The organism is Pseudomonas sp. LTR0 (assembly GCF_036630035.1).
In the GTDB taxonomy this organism is placed as follows: Bacteria; Pseudomonadota; Gammaproteobacteria; order Pseudomonadales; family Pseudomonadaceae; genus Aquipseudomonas; species Aquipseudomonas putida_Y.
In genome coordinates this window covers 2,675,558-2,694,117 of the sequence record NZ_CP123734.1, presented here as the reverse complement: position 1 = coordinate 2,694,117, position 18,560 = coordinate 2,675,558, and the positions used below count along the sequence as shown (strand labels likewise).

At 61.5% G+C, this 18,560-nt stretch carries 13 protein-coding genes; 9 read left to right on the top strand and 4 right to left on the bottom strand.

Features of this window, described 5'->3' with window-relative positions:
- Positions 1 to 94 precede the first annotated feature (94 nt).
- The 5 genes from QCL51_RS12360 (at position 95) to QCL51_RS12340 (ending at position 7,103) form a co-directional block, all read left to right on the top strand.
- Positions 95 to 484: a DUF2946 family protein gene (locus tag QCL51_RS12360; protein ID WP_176684179.1), complete on the top strand. Its 390-nt coding sequence runs from the start codon at positions 95 to 97 to the stop codon at positions 482 to 484.
- A 71-nt stretch (positions 485 to 555) separates the two neighbouring features.
- Entirely contained in the window at positions 556 to 2,709 is a 2,154-nt protein-coding gene (locus QCL51_RS12355) for a TonB-dependent receptor (protein ID WP_338444878.1), read from the top strand.
- A gap of 328 nt (positions 2,710 to 3,037) precedes the next feature.
- Positions 3,038 to 3,445: a DUF2946 family protein gene (locus QCL51_RS12350; RefSeq protein WP_021784640.1), complete on the top strand. Its 408-nt coding sequence runs from the start codon at positions 3,038 to 3,040 to the stop codon at positions 3,443 to 3,445.
- 81 nt (positions 3,446 to 3,526) lie between these two features.
- Positions 3,527 to 5,578, top strand: coding sequence for a TonB-dependent receptor (locus QCL51_RS12345; RefSeq protein WP_021784639.1), 2,052 nt, complete (start codon positions 3,527 to 3,529; stop codon positions 5,576 to 5,578).
- 466 nt (positions 5,579 to 6,044) lie between these two features.
- On the top strand, positions 6,045 to 7,103 hold the full coding sequence (locus QCL51_RS12340; RefSeq protein ID WP_028697422.1) for a GGDEF domain-containing protein: 1,059 nt from the start codon (positions 6,045 to 6,047) through the stop codon (positions 7,101 to 7,103).
- Positions 7,104 to 7,119: 16 nt separating this feature from the next.
- Here QCL51_RS12340 and QCL51_RS12335 read toward each other — a convergent pair whose 3' ends face one another.
- On the bottom strand, positions 7,120 to 7,251 hold the full coding sequence (locus tag QCL51_RS12335) for a hypothetical protein (RefSeq protein WP_021784637.1): 132 nt from the start codon (positions 7,249 to 7,251) through the stop codon (positions 7,120 to 7,122).
- A 154-nt stretch (positions 7,252 to 7,405) separates the two neighbouring features.
- Between QCL51_RS12335 and QCL51_RS12330 the strand changes: the two genes are divergently transcribed.
- Positions 7,406 to 8,530, top strand: coding sequence for a mechanosensitive ion channel family protein (locus QCL51_RS12330; protein WP_021784636.1), 1,125 nt, complete (start codon positions 7,406 to 7,408; stop codon positions 8,528 to 8,530).
- A gap of 79 nt (positions 8,531 to 8,609) precedes the next feature.
- Here QCL51_RS12330 and QCL51_RS12325 read toward each other — a convergent pair whose 3' ends face one another.
- The gene (locus tag QCL51_RS12325; RefSeq protein ID WP_028697421.1) at positions 8,610 to 11,657 is read right to left on the bottom strand and encodes an aminotransferase class III-fold pyridoxal phosphate-dependent enzyme; all 3,048 of its coding nucleotides are present in this window, start codon (positions 11,655 to 11,657) and stop codon (positions 8,610 to 8,612) included.
- Between the two features lie 144 nt (positions 11,658 to 11,801).
- On the opposite strand from QCL51_RS12325, the gene QCL51_RS12320 reads away from it, so the two are divergent.
- Complete coding sequence (locus QCL51_RS12320; protein WP_021784634.1) at positions 11,802 to 12,242, top strand: Lrp/AsnC family transcriptional regulator; 441 nt, start codon at positions 11,802 to 11,804, stop codon at positions 12,240 to 12,242.
- 29 nt (positions 12,243 to 12,271) lie between these two features.
- Here QCL51_RS12320 and QCL51_RS12315 read toward each other — a convergent pair whose 3' ends face one another.
- Positions 12,272 to 12,889, bottom strand: a complete 618-nt coding sequence (locus QCL51_RS12315) for a dTMP kinase (RefSeq protein ID WP_338444877.1) — start codon at positions 12,887 to 12,889, stop codon at positions 12,272 to 12,274.
- A gap of 225 nt (positions 12,890 to 13,114) precedes the next feature.
- Between QCL51_RS12315 and QCL51_RS12310 the strand changes: the two genes are divergently transcribed.
- Positions 13,115 to 15,658 carry an HWE histidine kinase domain-containing protein gene (locus QCL51_RS12310; protein ID WP_274119434.1) on the top strand — a complete coding sequence of 848 codons (2,544 nt, stop codon included), beginning with the start codon at positions 13,115 to 13,117 and terminating at the stop codon, positions 15,656 to 15,658.
- 126 nt (positions 15,659 to 15,784) lie between these two features.
- Here the strand turns inward: QCL51_RS12310 and QCL51_RS12305 are convergent, their stop codons facing one another.
- Positions 15,785 to 17,428, bottom strand: a complete 1,644-nt coding sequence (locus tag QCL51_RS12305) for an acetolactate synthase large subunit (protein WP_084850271.1) — start codon at positions 17,426 to 17,428, stop codon at positions 15,785 to 15,787.
- Between the two features lie 185 nt (positions 17,429 to 17,613).
- Between QCL51_RS12305 and QCL51_RS12300 the strand changes: the two genes are divergently transcribed.
- Positions 17,614 to 18,495: a LysR family transcriptional regulator gene (locus QCL51_RS12300; RefSeq protein WP_021783794.1), complete on the top strand. Its 882-nt coding sequence runs from the start codon at positions 17,614 to 17,616 to the stop codon at positions 18,493 to 18,495.
- Positions 18,496 to 18,560 lie beyond the last annotated feature (65 nt).

Below are 18,560 nucleotides of genomic sequence, written 5' to 3'. Positions count from 1 at the left end.
GCTTGAAAAGTCCCCCTGTTCAGATGCTTCAGAAGATGTAGAATCCGTCGCCAACTCCAAACCTGATCATTCCGTTGTCACGCCGAGTCCCGTCATGAAGCTGGCCCACCACACACGATCACAGGTCGCCTGGGTGCTGTATTTCAGCATCCTGTTCGGCTCGTTGTTGTGCGCCATGGGCCATGGGCAAATGGCCGGGTTGCGCCTGGCTGGCATGGATGATGCCGCTTGGTGCACGGCTGACAGCAGCGGCATGTACCAAGGTGAGCAAGACTTAAGCGATCCGGCCCTGCCTGCCGGCGGTGACTGCGTGATCGCCAGCCTGTTCAGCGCCACGCTGCTGGCCGTATTTTTTGGCCTGCTGACCTTGCTCGCCGGCGAGCCGGGCAGCCCCTTACCCAACCAACCTCCACCACGCCTGCCCAAGCAGCGTTGGCCACTGGTCAATCCCCGCGCCTCTCCTGCTTCGCTTCTCGCGTTCTGACATCGCCACGTCCCCGTGCCGCCTGATCGGCAGCGGGCGTGTGCTCACCGATTTCAGCCAGGAAGCCTTGCATGTTCCGCATGACCACTTTGGCGCTGCTCGTTGGCAGCGCAACCTGTGCCTGGGCGCAGGATGACACCCTGACCCTGCCGGCCAGCAATGTCACGGCCACAGCCAATCAACCCACGGAGGCAACCCGCCTTGACCTTGATCGCCCCATCGAAAGCGGCTCGCGGCTGAACCTCAGCGCCAGGGAGAACCCCGCTTCCGTCAGCGTTGCCGATCGCAAGACCATGGAGCGCATTGGCGCACGTAACTTCCAGGACGTCGCCAATGCACTGCCCGGGGTTAACGCCTCGGCTCCGCCCGGCTGGGGGGGGTATGTGTCGTACCGAGGGTTCAACGGTGCCCAGATCAGCCAGTTGTTCAATGGCATCAATTTGCAGTATGGCGGCGCGGCGCGCCCGGTGGGCGCCTGGATCTACGACCGCGTCGAATTGCTCGGCGGGCCATCCTCATTCCTCAACGGCAGCGGCGCTGTCGGTGGCAGCCTCAATTTCATCACCCGGCTGGCAAGCCGTGACGAAGACACCTTCGAAGGGCGCGTCAGTTATGCACGCTACGACACCATGGAAACGTCGGTCGCCTTCAACAAGGCGCTGAACACGGGCGACGGCCCGCGCCACTATGCGCGCCTCGACTACAGCCGCACCAGCACCAACGGCTATATCGATCGGCAGGAGAATGGGGCCGGCAATCTGGCTTTCTCGCTGCTTAGCGACATCAACGATCAGCTCTCGCACACGCTGGCCATCGAATACCTGGAAGAGCAAGAGGACAGCCCCTACTGGGGCACACCGGTATTGCAGCCACTGGTCGGTACCTTGCACATCGACAAGCACAACCGTTTCAACAACTACAACGTCGAAGACGGTCGCTACGAGCAGCGCACCCGGTGGCTGCGCTCGATCACCGACTACCGCTTCGACGACAACACCCAACTGCGTAACACCTTCTACCACTACAACGGCCAGCGCGATTACCGCAATCTCGAAGTGTATCGCTACAACGCCGACAACAGCGCCATCGCTCGCTCGGGCGGCTATCGCCAGCGGCACGACCAGGAGGTCAACGGCGACAGGCTTGAGCTGACCCACCAGGGCCAGTTGTTCGGCCTGGCCAGCGACTGGGCGTTCGGCATGGACTACAGCACCAACCAGCAAACCAACTACCCGCTGTCCAAGGGGGCGTTCGACACGGTTGACCCGAACGGCTTCGAACCCGGGCACTTCCTCGATATCCCCGGTATGGACGCGCCCATAACCAAGGGCAGAACCACCACCACCGACACCACCTCGGCCTTCGTCGAGAACCGTACCCGCCTGACCGATCAGCTGTCATTGATCACCGCACTGCGCTACGACCATATCGACTTCGACGTGGTCGACCATGTGGCGCGAGCCAGGCTCGACCGACGCTGGGACGCCATCACCGGTCGCCTGGGCCTGGTCTATGAGCTGACCTCCAACGTCAGCCTGTACACCCAATACAGTACCTCGGCCGAACCACCAGGCGGTACCCTGACCAGCGCCTCGATCAACCAGGTCGGCGACTTCGGCCTGAGCACCGGCCGTCAGGTCGAAGTAGGCAGCAAGTTCGACTTCCTCGACGGCCGCGGCTCGGCCACGGCAGCGGCGTATCGCATCGTGCGCAAGGATATCTCCGTGCCCTCCTCGACCGTGCCGAACACCACCGAGCAGGCGGGCCAGCAGACCTCCACCGGCATCGAGCTGGCAGCCTCGTTCAAGGTCACGCCCAAGCTGCTGGCGGCAGGCAACTTCAGTTGGGTAAATGCCGAATACGATGAGTTCAACGAGACCATCAGCGGCGTGGTGTACTCGCGCAAGGGCAAGAACCCGGTCAACATCCCCGAGCGCGTGGCCAACCTCTGGTTGACCTACGACCTGGCGCCCGGCTGGCAGGTCGGGGCCGATGCCCGCTACGTCTCATCGGTGTACGCCAACACCGCCAACACCGCATGGGTACCGTCCTACACCGTCTACGGGCTGTCCATGACCCACGACCTGGACAAACACGTGCAAGTCAGCGCGCGGCTGCGCAACCTCACCGACGAGGTATATGCCCGTTTCATCCACCAGACCAACACCCAGTACTACCTGGGTGAGCCGCGCAGCCTGGAAGTCGCTGTGCTGTGGCGCTACTGATGACACCGACCGGGCGCCTTTCGTGTTTGGCTGCGGCCTAAGCGATTGTCGCTGTTCTCTGAAAAACAAAAGCCGGGACGGTAATACGCCCCGGCTTTTGTTTGGCCCGATGAGAACCCTGCCAAGAGTAAAAGACCGGAAGGGATAACCACTCTCTTGGACGCTGCATTCCAACAAAAAACCTGAGCCGAACGTTCATGATGGCCGCCTGCATGCGCAGTCGTTGAGCCCTCAGCGTGGTACGCCCGCGACAAAATGGCGCACCACGGAACTTGTACAGCCGGCAACGGATGCGGCTTAATGCGCGCCATATTCGTTCGGGTGACTCATGCTTTCACGTGCTCGCGCACATCTTTGTCTGTTCGCCTGCTTCGCCCTGCTGTTCAACCTGCTGGCGATGCCGCTCGATCGTGCCTTGCAATCACCTCGCCTCGACAGCCAGTCGTTGATTCTCGGCAGTTTCTGCAGCATTCACGGTGCCCAGAGCCTGCCCAAGTCAGTGTTGACCCAGCTCAAGGCAGACCTGTCGCAACTCGACCATTCCCCTGAACCCAAGCACCAGAGTGGTGACTGCTGTTGTGGCCATGCCGGCCATGCCTTGGCAGGCGGTGATTACTACCGCCATCTGTTCCCCCGCTACTGGCCGGCCGACCTTCTACTGGGAGACCGTCATGCCTTGCCGCTGCCACGAGAACAGTGGCCTCGGCTGAACCCCCGCGCCTCACCCCTGGCCTGAACCGTCGCTGCTGTCTTGTGGTCATGGCGTGCGCTGCACGACGCCTGACCTTGCCCGACCGTTTTTGCCAGGAAACCACACATGCCTGCGTTCCGTTGTACCGCATGCGCCGTACTGCCCGTGCTCGCCTTGTTCGGCCTCAACCCGCTGTCACTTGCCATCGCTGAAACACTGCCTGCCGAAAACTCGGTACTCACCCTCGGCGCGGTCAATGTGACCGGCACCAATAGCGGCCCCTTGGCGACGACCAGCGTGCTCAGTTCGGTGGATATTCTGGGCGGTGACATCCTCGAGGAGATGCCGGTTGCCTACAGCTGGGAGCTGTTCCGCCGGGCACCGGGGGTGATGCTCACCGAGTTCAACCAAGGCACCACCTCCGGCAAGCTTTCGTTCCGCGGCTTCAATGGCGAAGGCGAGGTCAACGCCGTGAAACTGTTGATCGATGGTATTCCCAGCAATACCAATGACGGCAACATGCCCTTCATCGACTCGGTGTTCCCCATGGACATCGACAGCATCGAAGTGGTGCGCGGCACCAGCGACCCGCGCTATGGCCTGAACAACATCGCCGGTAACGTCAACATCAACACCCGCACCGGCGGCAACTACAACAAGGCGCGCCTGCGCTACGGCAGCTTCAACACCCGCGAGGTGCAACTGGCCAAGGGCATCGAGACCAGCAACTGGACGCAGAACTACTTCTTCGCCCGCCAGCAGGTCGACGGCTACCGCGACCATGCCGACACCGAACGCTACAGTTTCGGCGGCAAGTGGTTCTATACCCCTGACGATGGCAGCTACCGCCTTGGCCTGATCGCCCGCCACTACGAGTCCGAAGCCCAGGAGGCCGGCTACCTGACCGAGGATGACGCCCGCCATCATCCGCGCATGAGCAATGACTACAACGCCACGGACAAAGGCACGCGGCGAATGAACCAGGTCAGCGTGCACTTCGACACCGACCTGGCCGAAACGCTGTCCTGGTCAGCCAAGACCTACCTCAACACCTATGACGACCGTCGCTGGACGCAGTACTGGCGCACCAGTTCACAGCAGGAGCGCGATACCTACGAGGACCAGTACGGTGCCATCACCTCGCTGACCTGGCGGCCACAGGTGGACTGGCTGCACGCCTTTGCGCTGGAAGGTGGCAGCGATGTGCAGAAGCAACAGAACCGCAGCGAACGCTACCGCACCGTGGAGCGTGTACGCCAGGCGCAGACACGCGACCAGGACTTCGACTTCAACACGGTCGGTGCCTATGTGCAGGCGGAGATCGAGCCGTTCGAGTCGCTGAAGATCGTGCCGGCCTACCGGGTGGACAAAATCAGTGGTGACTTCACCAACAAGATGACCGGGCAGGACTCCGACATCAACGACTACGGGCTGATCAAGCAGCCCAAGCTCAGCATTGTCTATTCGCCGTGGAAGTTCGCCAGCGTTTACGCCAACTGGGGCCGCACCTTCCAGGTCGGGACGGGCGCCGCAGCCTACAAGGTGCCGCCGCGCAACGAGGACCTGGACCCTTCTATCAACGAAGGCTGGGAAACTGGCATCAAGTTCACCCCGGCCAGCTGGGTCGATGGCCGCGTGGCCTATTGGCGTCAGGACGCCTCTGGCGAAGTGAGCCGTCGCCTGAACGACCCCAGCGGCGAGTCGGACAACGTCGGCGAAACACGCCGCTGGGGCTACGACCTGCAGGTCAACCTGCACCCGGACGAACGCACCGAGGTGTGGATGTCCTACTCCTGGCAGTACTCCAAGATCCTTGAGCCCAGCAGCGCGTTACCAGGCAGCAAGGGCCAGGAAATCGATCACGTGCCACACCATCTGTGGAACACCGGCATCAGCTACCAGGCCACCCCTGCCCTGCAATTGACGGCCTGGATCAATGGCCAGACCAACTACTACCTGGAACGCGAGAATACCCAGGGCCGGTATGGCGGTTACGTGCTCACGAATCTTGGCGCGACCTACAAGGTCAACGAAACGATGAGTGTCGACCTGCAATTTAAGAACCTCACCAACCGCTACTACGAGTACGTGTGGTACGACCCGGATGGTGCGGATGCCTCCCTCCACTCCCCGGGTGACGGTCGTGCACTGTATGCCGGCGTGACGTTCGATTTTTGAAAGCCTGCACGTTGGTCGGCGCCAGTGGTTCGGGCAACGCCCTAAGCTGCCTTGGCTTGCTCGACCACTTGTTGGCCGTCGCGATCGATTGGCTTTCGAATTGCCGGAAAACAGGCTATGTTCGTGATACGGAACTTGCGAGGGAAACCTGGCCTTCGGCCAAGGAAGGGATCCGCGCAACGACATGAAATGCGGAAAACGTCGCAGGTGCCGTAGCCGTGGTGATAGCCAGTTCTGCACTGCCACTACCTACCGCAACGCTTTCTGAATCCAGCAATCAAACATGGCGAAGGGCATCACATGTGAACGCCAGGAGGCTTTTCCAGGGCGCCGTCAAAGTACCGGTATCCGCTACCGGTCACGAGTGGCGTCACCAGCCATGACAAACCTTGATCCCCGCGATGAAATAGCGCGCTCCGTACGGACGGATCGGCTCGAACAGCTGTTCGTCCAGTCGGCGCCTGCGGTGCTTGGCAGCTTCCTGGCCGCCATAATGCTGTGCTGGTTGGGCTGGGAGCGTTTCGACCAGCAAAGGGTCATCGTCTGGATGACGTTATTGGGCCTGTCGACCGGCGTGCGTGCCGCCATGTTCTTGGCCTATCTGCGAGCACCGGCCAACCTGCGTACGGCCGAACGCTGGGAGTGGCGTTACTGGGTCACGCTGATGCTTTCGGCGGCTATCTGGGGTTGGGGCGCATTTGCCGTAATGCCCGCCGACGACGCGCTGGGGCAGACGCTGATCATGCTGTTTGCCGTCGGGATGTCTGTCAGCGCGGTGTCGTGCTACTCCTCTTACCGCAACATGACCCTGGTGTCGATGGGCCTGGTCTTGCTGCCTTCTACGGGCTGGCTACTGCTGCAACCTTCCACGCTGCAACAAGGGATAGCCTTGGCGGTATTGGTATTCGCCTGGTTCGTGGTCAGCGCGACGCAAAGCCTGTCCTCTGCATTGACGACGGCCTGGCGCCTGAAACACGAAATGCAACGCGCGCATCGGCTGGCCATGGTGGCCTCGTGCACGGACGAACTGACTGGCCTGAACAACCGACGTGCTTTTTTCGACAACGCGTCGACGCAACACGCCCGGTGCAAGGACGCAGGTGCATTCATGGCCGTGTTGATGCTGGACGTCGACCATTTCAAACAGATCAACGACACGTTCGGGCATGCCGCAGGCGACCAGGTGCTGCAGCGCATCGGTGCAGTGATCAGTGCCAGCCTGCGTGACAACGACATTGCCGGCAGGCTGGGCGGCGAGGAGTTCGCCATCCTGCTGCCCAATACACCGTTAGCCACGGCCATCGAGGTTGCCGAGCGCCTGCGGGCCCTGATAGCCAAACTGCGTGTAAATGAGCAACACCCGGTCACCGCAAGCATAGGTTTAGCGTTCGCGAAGGCCCCTGCCACTGAGCTCAGCGCCTTGCTCAGCAGCGCAGACAGCGCCATGTACCTTTCCAAGGTATCGGGCCGTAACCGGGTCACGGTCGCCGAACCGGAGCAGGAAGCATTGCGCAAGCAGCACTAGCCTATCCAGGGAGTTGCTATGCAGGGTCCTGGGCCGCAGTCTCACCCGGCGCTGGGCGCAGCGTGCGCACGGCATCGTCGAACAGGTGCAGGTTGGCATGGGCCTGCAGCCGTTGCGGCAAGCGTGCGTTGGCAATCGAACCCCGCAAGTCGTGCCAATGCTGAACAAACTGTTGCGGTTATTGAAAAAATGTACCGAGACTGACTCCGCCTGCCCCGCGCGGTGAAATCCGATCGACCTGTAGCGCCTCTTTGACGTCCCAAGAAAGCACCTTGGCAAATCAACCCAGAGGCGAGGTACTCATGAACGACCGCATCATCGCGTTTTTCAGCGACACCACCGTATTTGGCATCTCCATTCTCAATCTGCTGGTGGCGCTGACAGTCGCCATCGTGACCTTCATGGTCGCCCGTGCCGCAATCAGTTTCCTGATACGCCGGATACGGCGGTGGTCCGAACACGAAGGCCCATTGAGCCAGGTAATGGCCAAGGTGCTTTCCGGCACCAGCAACTTTCTGTTGTTGCTGGCCTCATTGCTGGTGGGATTGAGCATGCTCGACCTGCCCGAGCGCTGGCTGAGCAGGGTCAGCAGCCTGTGGTTCGTGGTCGCGGCCCTGCAGATTGGCCTGTGGGCCAACCGCGCCATCGGCCTGGGCCTGAGCCGCTACTTCGCCCGCCACCGTACCGACGGCCTGAACCAGGGCAGCGCGCTGGCTACCCTTTCGGCCTGGGGCGCGCGGGTACTGCTGTGGTCTGTGGTGGTGCTGGCGATGCTGTCGAACCTGGGGGTGAACATCACCGCCTTCGTCGCCAGCCTTGGCGTGGGCGGCATCGCGGTGGCGCTGGCTGTGCAGAATATCCTCGGCGACCTGTTCGCTTCGTTGTCGATCGCCGTGGACAAGCCGTTCGAGATCGGTGACTTCATCGTCATTGGGCCCCTGGCGGGCACCGTTGAGCACGTCGGCCTCAAAACCACACGCATCCGCAGCCTTGGTGGCGAACAGATCGTCATGGCCAACGCCAGCATGATCAGCAGCACGATCCAGAATTACAAGCGCTTGCAAGAGCGTCGCATCGTGTTCGAGTTCGGGCTTTCCTACGACACGCCAACCGAGGCTGTGAAGAAAGCGCCAGGCATCGTAGAAGACGCCATCAAGGCCCAGGAGCAGGCGCGTTTCGATCGCGCTCACCTGCGCGGCTTCGGCAAAGAGGCGCTGGAGTTCGAGTGTGTCTACATCGTCCAGGACCCAGGCTACAACCTGTACATGGACATTCAGCAGGCGATCAACTTCAGGCTGCTGGAGCGGTTTTCGAAAATCGGCGCAAGGTTCGCCGTACCGGTGCGAGCGATCAAGGTCACGGCATTGCCAGAAGCATCCGGCCTGCATGGCCAGGCTCGCGAAGGCCTGGGCATCAGAGGGGCTTGAATCTGGCAAACTTGCCCAGAGCGCCAGACAGGCGCGACGCAGGGCGTGCTCATGGACACGCCCTGCTCGCCCTGAAACGCTATTTCAGCGCCGCGATGAAGCTGTCTTTCAGCACCTCGAGAAGAAAGTCCGCATTGGCCCGGCTGAAAATCATCGAGGGCCGCATTTTCAGCACGTTGTCATGCGGGCCTTCGGTGCCGATCAACACGCCACGCTCCCGGGCGCCATCCGCCACTTTTCTGGCCAGGGCCGTGGCTGGCGCCTTCGACTGGCGGTCGGTAACCAGCACGACGCCGAGAAACAGGCCCAACCCGCGCACATCACCAATCACCTCGAACTGCTGCTGAAGCGTGCGCAAACCATCGAGCAGGTAATGGCCGACATTCAAGGCGTTTTCTTTCAACTGGTCGCGCTCGATTGCATCCAGCACCGCCAGGCCTACCGCACATGACACTGGGTTACCGGCGAAGGTGTTGAAATACTCCATGCCGTTGTTGAAAGCATCGGCAACCTCGCGCGTGGTCACTACCGCCGACATCGGGTGGCCGTTACCAATGGGTTTGCCCATGCTGACGGCATCCGGGACCACGCCCTGGGTCTCGAATGCCCACCAGTGGCTGCCGACCCGGCCAAACCCGACCTGAACCTCATCGGCCAGGCACAGCCCACCTTCGGCTCGCACCATGGCGTACACCTCCTTGAGGTAGTGTTCGGGCAAAAACACCTGCCCCGCCACGCTCGGGATCGACTCGGCAATGAAAAAACCGGGGCGCTTGCCTGCCTTGCGCATGGCATCCAGCTGCTCTGCCACCGACTCGGCAAAGCGCTTGCCGTGCGCTTCCACGGGCCAGTGCTCGGGGGCGTAGTAGCTGTCCGGGACTACGGCCTCGTAAACATGCGCCGCCCTGCCCTTACCCGCCTTGCGCTTGTACTTGTAAGGGCTCAGATCAATCAGTTCCTGCGTGGTGCCGTGGTAGGCCCAGTCCAGCACGATCGCCTGATCACTGCCTGTGTAATTGCGCGCCATACGCAGCATCAGGCTGTTGGCCTCACTCCCCGAGCAGCCAAAGGACGCTACGCAAAGGCCCTTTGGCAAAGTGCCGGTCAGGCGTTCGGCGTATTCGACGATATTGTCGTGCAGGTAGCGGGTATTGGTGTTGAGCAGCGCAGCCTGGCGGGTCAGGGCCTCGACCACGTCGGGATGACTATGGCCCAGGTGGCAGACGTTGTTGAAGCAGTCCAGGTAGGCCCGCCCGAAGTTGTCGATCAGCCATACGCCATCCCCGCGCACGAACTTGATCGGATCGGTGTACGAAATGGACAGGTTAGGGAGCAGCAGTTCCTTGCGCCTGGTAATGATCTGGGCCTTGGTCATCCCCTGCTGGCTGTAGGTCTCTGGCGGGATACCGGCCAGGGCCGAAGCATCGGGGAACAGGTCGGCCCACGCGTCGCGGTACGCTGGCTCACCCACGCCAATGACCTCGTGCGCGCTCAGCCGGGTATCAGTGACCACCTGCAGATGCAGGTGGGGAATCCAGCCGCCGTTCTCGTGATCGCTGCCCATGTAGCCGACCAGGTCGCCAGCTTCAAGCTTGTCACCGGCCTTCAAACGGCTGAGCGCCTCGTGGGCCATGTGCCCCCACAGCGTCAAAAATGGCGGGCAACCGGGTGGGGTATGCTCGAGCATCACCAGGCCGCCATAACCCAGCGGGCCTGGCTCGACCTCGACGCTTCTGACGGTGCCGGCGATCGGTGCGTACAACGGGGTACCCGCTGGCATCACCAGGTCTACCCCGATATGCAGGGTACGGTGCTGCCCCTTGATGAAGCGAGACTCGAAGGCGCTGTCGGTATAGATGGCACGTATCTCGCCCCATGGTCCGATGGCCAGCGCCACCTTGTGCGCGGCAGAGAATTCATTCCACCACCGCGTCGCATCTGCCGGGCGCTGCTGGGCCGAGGCGATGGTCATCTCATGGCTGGCATCGCCAAACGGCGCGATCACCTTGTCGAGAATGGCCGCTGACGGGCGCACCAGGTCGGCAAACGACTTGTGGTTGTCGGCAATCCAGCGGCGGACCTCCCCCGCACCTTCGATGGCATCGAAACCACAGGCCTTGCGCAGAATGCCGGTGGCCAACCGTGGGTTCATCGAATCAAGCTGCTCCAGCAGGCGCCAGGCAGGCGCTTCACTGATCGCCAGGTAAGGGTTGTCGTCGGTCTGGTCCTGCCGGGAAGCGGAGAACGTGACGCTGATGACCAAGCGCATGGCTATCAGGTTGAACAACACATCAAGCTCTTGCGCTTGCAACGGGTACTTCTCATGGAAGCCGGCCACCAGCGCAGCCGCAGCGCCGATCGGGTCGTCCATGTCGAGAATGGCGTAGGCGCTGGCGATCGCTACCTCGGCAATCAGAACGGTGTGCACGGCATCGCCAAAATCGATGAAGCCAGTCACGTTACCGGCCGTTTCGGCATCGACCAGGATGTTCCAGTCGTTGGCGTCGTTGTGGATCACCTGGGCCCGAAGGGACGCCAGCTTCGGCTGTACAGCCTGTTCGAACCGGGCGATGAAGCGCTCGGCAATGGCCCGGCGATCAGGGTCCTTGATGCAGTGCAGCCGCGAGCGGGAACGCGCAGCGTGGCGTAAGTCCCAGTCCAGGTCGCGGACTGCGCCCGGGTGCATGAAGCCTTGCAGGGCACGGTCAAGTTCACCGAGTGCCTGGCCGAAGTTTCTCATCAGCGCCATGGAACGACTGGCCTTGGCAAGTGGCGTGCCGGCCAGCCAGCTGACCAGGCGCACGGCGTGCTTTTCACCGGTGCTGCTGGCCACAGACGGCAGGTAGTCGCCAGTCACGCTGGCCCGCAGGTGCGGCACGCCCAAATGCGCGCCATGCACGGCCAAGTGATCGAGTAGCGCGGTTTGAAACTCGCTTTCTACCCTGGGCTCGCTGGCATTGACGATTTTCAGTATCCAGCCTGCATCTACGCCCGTATCCAGCCGGTAATTGCGATCACGTTCCCCATCCAAGGGCGTTGCAGTGCCGGTGACATTGAAGAAATCTTTTGCAAGGCCCTCTGCATCGCTTGCCGAAAACCGAGGTGCCGGGTGGGAAAGGTCTGTCATATCATCAGGTTCCGAGCGCGCGAATTGTTTTTGCAATAGCTTGTCATGCACAGCCGAAACGGACACCCTGCATACGGTCGGGCGCAACAGGCATAATGCCGGTTCCGACCGGCATAATGACGGCAAGTTTATCAAGGGGGTGGAATGCGTGATCTGGACGCTAAAGATCGTGAGATTCTTGAGGTACTGTCAAAGGACGCGCGCATTGCGCTCAAGGCACTAGCCGGCCGCATAGGCCTTTCCAGAAGCGCCACCACCGAGCGGGTAGCCAACCTTGAACGCAGCGGAATCATTCGCGGTTATCGCGCTGACATCGGCGAAATAGACGCCAACGTCATACGCGCCATCTTGCTGGTGACGTTGCAGCGCACGCCTGCCATGGGGCTGCTCGACCAGTTGGCAACGGACGCGCGCGTGCGACGGGTTTCATCGGTGAGCGGTCAGCTTGACCTGGTGGTTGAAGTGGAGACCCGGACGATCGACGACCTCAACCAGGTACGCGACAACGTGGCACGTCACGAATCGGTGGATGACATCACCACGTCGGTAGTCCTGCGCCGTGACATCGACCGGCAGGGCGCCTGATACCTGCAAAGGCAGTATTCACCCCTGCCTCAGAGGTGTCGAAGCACGCCCTGAATCTCGCGAACGACCTGCCGCGTTGCCTCGTCGACAGTCCCTTCATTGCGGCACAGCACCCAGCCTTGCTCTGTAACTGCACGCTCGAACGCCTCGGTACAGGCAACCTGTTCATCCAGGTTATGGATCACCGTACTGCCCAGCCCACGTGTGCGCGCCGCGGCCCTTGCCCATGAGGTTTCAGGCGTTGTGACCACACCGACATGCAGATCGGGTACTTGCACGTTCCGTTCGAGGTTCAGGCGCAGGATCTTGTCAAACGGCACAGTGCGGCGAAACGCAGCGTCAGAGGGGTACCAGCGATCAATCAGGATGATGCTGTCAGCGGGCTGCCTGGGCAGTACATGCCGGGAAATCCAGGCGCGGCTTTCAGCGAAGCACTCGCAAACCTTGAACTCAAGGTCCTGGCAAGGGCTTCTGGAAAGCTGGTTGACCAAGGCCATGGTCTCGCCCCGGTGAGGGTCATTCTTTCTTTCGCAGAGGCGGATCACCTTGTTCCCCTCCAGCCGCAAGGCTTGAGTGACGGCCTCCAGCAGCGTGGTCTTGCCGGTACCCTTGGGCCCATCGATGGAAATAAACAGTGGGCGGTTCATCTTGCAATACCAGTTGGCTCAAGCGCGGGATGAGACCATTGATCGCAGCTTGCCTTCAAGCGATTCTCGACAAGAGCACATCTGTACTCCAAAGCTGACTCATCAGCAGCAGCGCACTGCCCTGGACTGGAGCGGCCCGCCATCCCCAAGGCGTGCAATGCCTGCTAGGCTGACGCACGATGGCGGACCTGCTGCCCGCCTCCCCTTACCCACAGGCACGGGCCAATGACCTACAACCCCCAAGTTAACCTGACCAACTGCGACCGGGAGCCCATCCAGATTCCCGGGAGCATCCAGCCCCATGGCTGCCTGCTGGCCTGTGATGCCTCAGCGACCGTGGTGCTGCGCCATTCGGTCAACGCCCCACAAGTGCTGGGTGTACCAAACGATATCAATGGTCAGAAACTGCACGCGGTGCTGGGCGACGAGGTCGCGCATACGCTTCGCAATGCACTAGCCCGTACCCGGGACGCCTCGCGGCCCGCGCTCAGTTTCGGCGTGACGCTGCCCAACGGCGAGGCCGTCGACATCGCCGCCCACTTGTACAAAGGCACGGCAATCCTCGAATTCGAGCCCGCTGGCGCGAGCATCGCCGAACCGATCGAGCTGGCGCGCACGCTGATTGCCCAACTACGCGAAATCGACCAGACCAGCAAGCTGTTCCGCGATGCCGCCCGTTTTGTCAGGGCGGTGCTCGGTTACGACCGGGTAATGATCTACCAGCTGGGAGCAGACGGCGCCGGCAAGGTGGTTGCCGAGGCCAAGCGTGGCGACCTCGAAAGCTTCATGGGCCAGTACTTCCCGGCCTCCGATATCCCCCAGCAAGCCCGCGCGCTCTACCTGCGCAACCCGATCCGGGTAATCTCCGACGCCCAGTTCAAAACGGTCGCCATCAACCCGGTGCTCGACCCCTCGGGCGAACCGCTCGACCTGTCCTACGCGCACCTGCGCAGTGTCTCGCCGATCCATTGCGAATACCTGTGCAACATGGGCGTGGGCGCCTCGATGTCGATTTCGGTCATCGTCAACGGCGAGCTGTGGGGAATGATTGCCTGCCATCACTACGCACCGCGCACGCTGGCCATGGGGCAACGTGTGGCCGCCGAAATGTTCGGTGAGTTCTTCTCCCTGCATATCGAGACCCTGCGTAGCCGGCAAAAACTCGAAGCCGCCGTGCGCATCCACAAAGCGCTGGACAGCATGCTGCGCGACGCCAACCAGGCTGCGGACATCGATGGGTTCTTCCATGCACGCCTGCCCCGGTTGATGTCGCTGATTCCCTGCGACGGCATCGGCATGTCACTGCTGGGCCGCTGGTCGTCCGCAGGGCTGGCGCCGCCCCAAACGGCCGTGCCTGATCTGCTGCGCCTGGCAGACATGGTCAGCGAAGGCCGAATCTGGGCGTCCAATCGCCTGTCGACAGTGATCCCGTCGGCCCAGGCGTATTTTAATGATGTGTCGGGTGTGCTGATCATCCCGATGTCGCAACACCCAAGGGATTACTTGATCTTCTTCCGCAAGGAGGTGGTCGAGACACTCGACTGGGCCGGGGACCCGAACAAAACCTATGACAGCGGCGCGTTGGGCGATCGCCTGACGCCACGCAAAAGCTTCGCCATCTGGAAAGAAACCGTTCACCAGCAGTCGCTACCCTGGACCGAGCAGGACCGCCAGTTTGGCGATGCCATCCGTACAGCTATCGTTGAAGTGGTGCTGCACAACAGCGAGCTGCTCGCCAGTGAACGCGCCAAGGCTGAAGTGCGCCAGCGCATGCTCAACGAAGAGCTCAACCACAGGGTCAAGAACATCCTGTCGCTGATTGGTGCGCTGGTTGCCCATCCGACCCCGGAGAGCCAGACCCTGCAGGACTATGTGGCAACGCTGAAAGGGCGTATCCAGGCATTGTCGTTGGCCCACGACCAGGTGGTGCGTGGTGACGGTGGCGGGCGCCTGACGAATCTGCTGGAGGCCGAGCTTTCGCCCTATCGCACGGCTGCCAGCGTGATCGAATTGCAGGGCCCGAACGTCATCCTCGATGCGCGCGCGTACTCGGTCATGGCGCTGGTGCTGCACGAACTGGCCACCAACGCGGCCAAGTATGGTGCGCTATCGCGGGCCGGCGGCAAGCTTTCGGTGAGCTGGGCAATCGACGCCACCCACGCCTGTGCCATCAGTTGGCGTGAAAGTGGTGGGCCAACGGTACGCCCGCCCAACCGCAGCGGCTTCGGCACGGTGCTGATCGACCGCAGCATCCCGTTCGACCTGGGTGGCACCAGCACGGTGGAATATCACCCCGAAGGCCTGCAAGGCTTTTTCAGAATCCCGGCCAAGCACCTTTCCGTAGCCGAAGCGGCAGAGACCGCTCTCCCGGCCACGCCTCTGGCCCATGCAAACGGTGCCTTTTCAGCGTGCTCGGGCTTGCGTGTGCTGATACTCGAGGATCAACTGGTGATTGCAGTAGGCCTGGAGCAAATCCTCAATGATGCGCAAATCAAGGACGTGATCACCGCCAGTTCCGAGGACCAAGCCATGCAACTGCTTGGCAGCCACAAACCGGACGCGGCAATACTGGATGTCAACCTGGGCACCGGAACCTCCATTTCCGTAGCGGATGAACTGGTTCGCCGGCAGGTCCCGTTCCTCTTTGCCACCGGCTATGGCGAAGGCATCAGCATTCCCGAGCATTTGCAGCATGTGCCCGTCGCGCGCAAGCCTTACGACGCCAATGCCATTCTGGCCAGCCTGCAAGGCCTGCTTGATCTGCGGTGAGTGGGATACAGAGGCAGCCTTGTGCCATGAAAAAGCCCGTAAAGCCGACATATCACTGTCAGCTATACGGGCCTCTTCGCAGCACAATGCCGCCCCTGAAAAAGGACGGCGCCGACCTGTCAGGGCTTACACCGCCAGCGCGCGCTCACGCAGCTCGCTGTTGAGGATGCGGTCGTTCTCGCTGTAATCGACCGGGCAGTCGATCACGTGCACGCCCGGGGTCTTGATGCAGTGCTCCAGCAGCGGCAGCAGCCCTTCGGCACTTTCCACGCGGTGGCCGTTGGCGCCGTAGGCTTCGGCATACTTGACGAAGTCCGGGTTGCCGTAGTCCAGGCCGAAATCGGTGAAGCCCATGTTGGCCTGCTTCCAGCGGATCATGCCGTAGCCGTCGTCACGCAGGATCACCACGGTGATGTGCATGCCCAGACGTACTGCAGTTTCCAGTTCCTGGCTGTTCATCATGAAGCCGCCGTCGCCGCACACCGAGATTACCGGGCGGTCCGGGTGCACCAGGTGCGCAGCCATTGCCGATGGCAGACCGGCGCCCATGGTCGCCAGGGCGTTGTCCAGCAGCACGGTGTTCGGCTTGTGCGCCTTGTAGTTGCGGGCGAACCAGATCTTGTAGATGCCGTTGTCCAGGGCGACGATGCCTTCGGATGGCAATACACGACGGATGTCAGCAACCATGCGCTGTGGGTAGACCGGGAAGCGGTCGTCGTCGGCGCCTTCGGCGATCTGTGCTTCGTTGGCTTCACGGATGGCCATCAGGCGGGTGAAGTCCCAGTGCGAAGTGTCATTCAGCGCTTCGCTGATCTGCCACACGGCATTGGCGATGTCGCCGATCACTTCCACCTGCGGGAAGTACACGGCATCGACTTCGGCAGAGCGGAAGCTGATGTGGATGACTTCGGTGCCGCCACGGACCATGAAGAACGGCGGCTTTTCGATAACGTCGTGGCCGATGTTGATGATCAGGTCAGCCGCTTCGATGGCGCGGTGAACGAAGTCACCGGACGACAGGGCAGCGTTACCCAAGAAGCGCGGGTGGCGCTCGTCGACCACACCTTTACCCATTTGGGTGGTGATGAACGGGATGCCGGTCTTGTCGATCAGTTGCTTGAGGACCTTGGCGGTCATCTTGCGGTTGGCGCCGGCACCGATCACCAGGATCGGGTTACGCGCGTTCTGCAGTTTTTCTACAGCGGCTTCGATGGCCACGTGCTCGGCCAGCGGGCGGCGGTGCAGGCTGCGCGGGATCGGCAGCGCGTCGGTCTGCTCGGCGGCGATGTCTTCCGGCAGCTCCAGGTGCACCGCACCCGGCTTTTCTTCTTCGGCCAGGCGGAAGGCTTCGCGCATGCGGGCCGGGATGTTGTCGGCCGAGGCGAACTGGTGGGTGTACTTGGTGATGGGGTCCATCATGCCGCACACGTCAATGATCTGGAAGCGACCCTGCTTGGACTTCTTGATCGGCTTCTGCCCGGTGATCATCATCATCGGCATGCCGCCCAGGTAGGCGTAGGCGCTGGCGGTCACGAGGTTGGTGGCACCAGGGCCGAGGGTCGACAGGCTGACGCCGGTCTTGCCGGTCAAGCGACCGTAGGTGGCAGCCATGAAACCTGCAGACTGCTCGTGACGGGTCAGTACCAGCTTGATCTTCGACTTGCGCAGGGATTCGAGCAGGTCGAGGTTTTCCTCGCCGGGGATGCCGAATACATACTCGACACCTTCATTTTCCAGGCATTGCACAACGACATCGGCGGCCTTGGCCATTTGGGGTACTACCTCAAAATCTTTGTGGGATTGCAGATTTATTAAACTGCGTGACTGAGATGTTGCAGGATGTCTCAGTGGCGCGCATCGTAGGCCCTCTGGTTAATAATAATAAATATATTGTTATGATGCTTAGCATCACAGTTCGTTATAAATGCATCTCGCATGAAAGGTAGCACCCCTCAATGAACCTCAAGGCATTGCGCTGCTGTGTCGAAATCGTCCGCCAAGGCAGCTTCACCAAGGCCGCGCAGCACCTGCACATCGCCCAGCCAGCGCTGAGCATGGCCGTTACCCGGCTGGAAGAAGAACTGGGGGTAACCCTGTTCAACCGCACCACGCGCAAAGTGATTCTCACGGCAGAGGGCGAGCAGTTCTTGCCGCGCATTGCCTCCGCCCTGCGCGAAATGGACATTGCCCGACAAGAACTGCGCGACATGGCCGACCTCAAGCGTGGTGAAGTACGCCTGGGTATTCCGCCGATGTTCGGCCTGCACTATGTCCCCGGGTTGATGAACGCCTTCCGCCAGCTGTACCCGGGCATTGCGATGACCGTGTTCGAAGGCAGTGCCGAGGACATTGGCCACCGCCTGGAGCAACGGGAAATCGACCTGGCGCTGCTGGAGTCCCGGCGTGTGCCGCCCGACAAGGAGTCGATCCTGCTGGGCAGCGACGAGATGCTGGCGTGCATGCACCCTGATCACCCCTATGCCGGCAAAGCCTTCCTCACCGCCGAAGACCTGCGCAATACCGACATGGTGGTGTTTGATCGCACCTTCGTTCAACGCCATCTTCTGGATGCGTTCTTCGCCGAACATGGCATCACTTATCAGGTGGCGCTACAGAGCAACTTCGTCTCGCTGGTGGTGCAGGCCGCGCTGGACAACATGGGGGTGGCGACCCTGCTGCGCTCGGTGCAGCAACGCACGCCAGGCATCGTCGGCGTGCCGTTCCGGCCAGCACAGCAGATGAGTTTCCGCTTGTGCTGGCGCTCGGGGGAATACCTGTCGCTGGCCAGCAAGCGGTTCATCGACTTTGCTGCACAGACGCATTACCTGGAACGCTAAGGGCCTGTCAGGGGCAGCGTCCTCGACGTTGCTGCCATCGATTGACTATCATCCCGCCTTGAACG

Bases quoted from the DNA above. Each gene is read 5' to 3' on its own strand.
- QCL51_RS12360 (WP_176684179.1), top strand. From the start codon at position 95: ATGAAGCTGGCCCACCACACACGATCACAGGTCGCCTGGGTGCTGTAT.
- QCL51_RS12355 (WP_338444878.1), top strand. From the start codon at position 556: ATGTTCCGCATGACCACTTTGGCGCTGCTCGTTGGCAGCGCAACCTGT.
- QCL51_RS12350 (WP_021784640.1), top strand. From the start codon at position 3,038: ATGCTTTCACGTGCTCGCGCACATCTTTGTCTGTTCGCCTGCTTCGCC.
- QCL51_RS12345 (WP_021784639.1), top strand. From the start codon at position 3,527: ATGCCTGCGTTCCGTTGTACCGCATGCGCCGTACTGCCCGTGCTCGCC.
- QCL51_RS12330 (WP_021784636.1), top strand. From the start codon at position 7,406: ATGAACGACCGCATCATCGCGTTTTTCAGCGACACCACCGTATTTGGC.
- QCL51_RS12325 (WP_028697421.1), bottom strand. From the start codon at position 11,657: ATGACAGACCTTTCCCACCCGGCACCTCGGTTTTCGGCAAGCGATGCA.
- QCL51_RS12320 (WP_021784634.1), top strand. From the start codon at position 11,802: ATGCGTGATCTGGACGCTAAAGATCGTGAGATTCTTGAGGTACTGTCA.
- QCL51_RS12315 (WP_338444877.1), bottom strand. From the start codon at position 12,889: ATGAACCGCCCACTGTTTATTTCCATCGATGGGCCCAAGGGTACCGGC.
- QCL51_RS12310 (WP_274119434.1), top strand. From the start codon at position 13,115: ATGACCTACAACCCCCAAGTTAACCTGACCAACTGCGACCGGGAGCCC.
- QCL51_RS12305 (WP_084850271.1), bottom strand. From the start codon at position 17,428: ATGGCCAAGGCCGCCGATGTCGTTGTGCAATGCCTGGAAAATGAAGGT.
- QCL51_RS12300 (WP_021783794.1), top strand. From the start codon at position 17,614: ATGAACCTCAAGGCATTGCGCTGCTGTGTCGAAATCGTCCGCCAAGGC.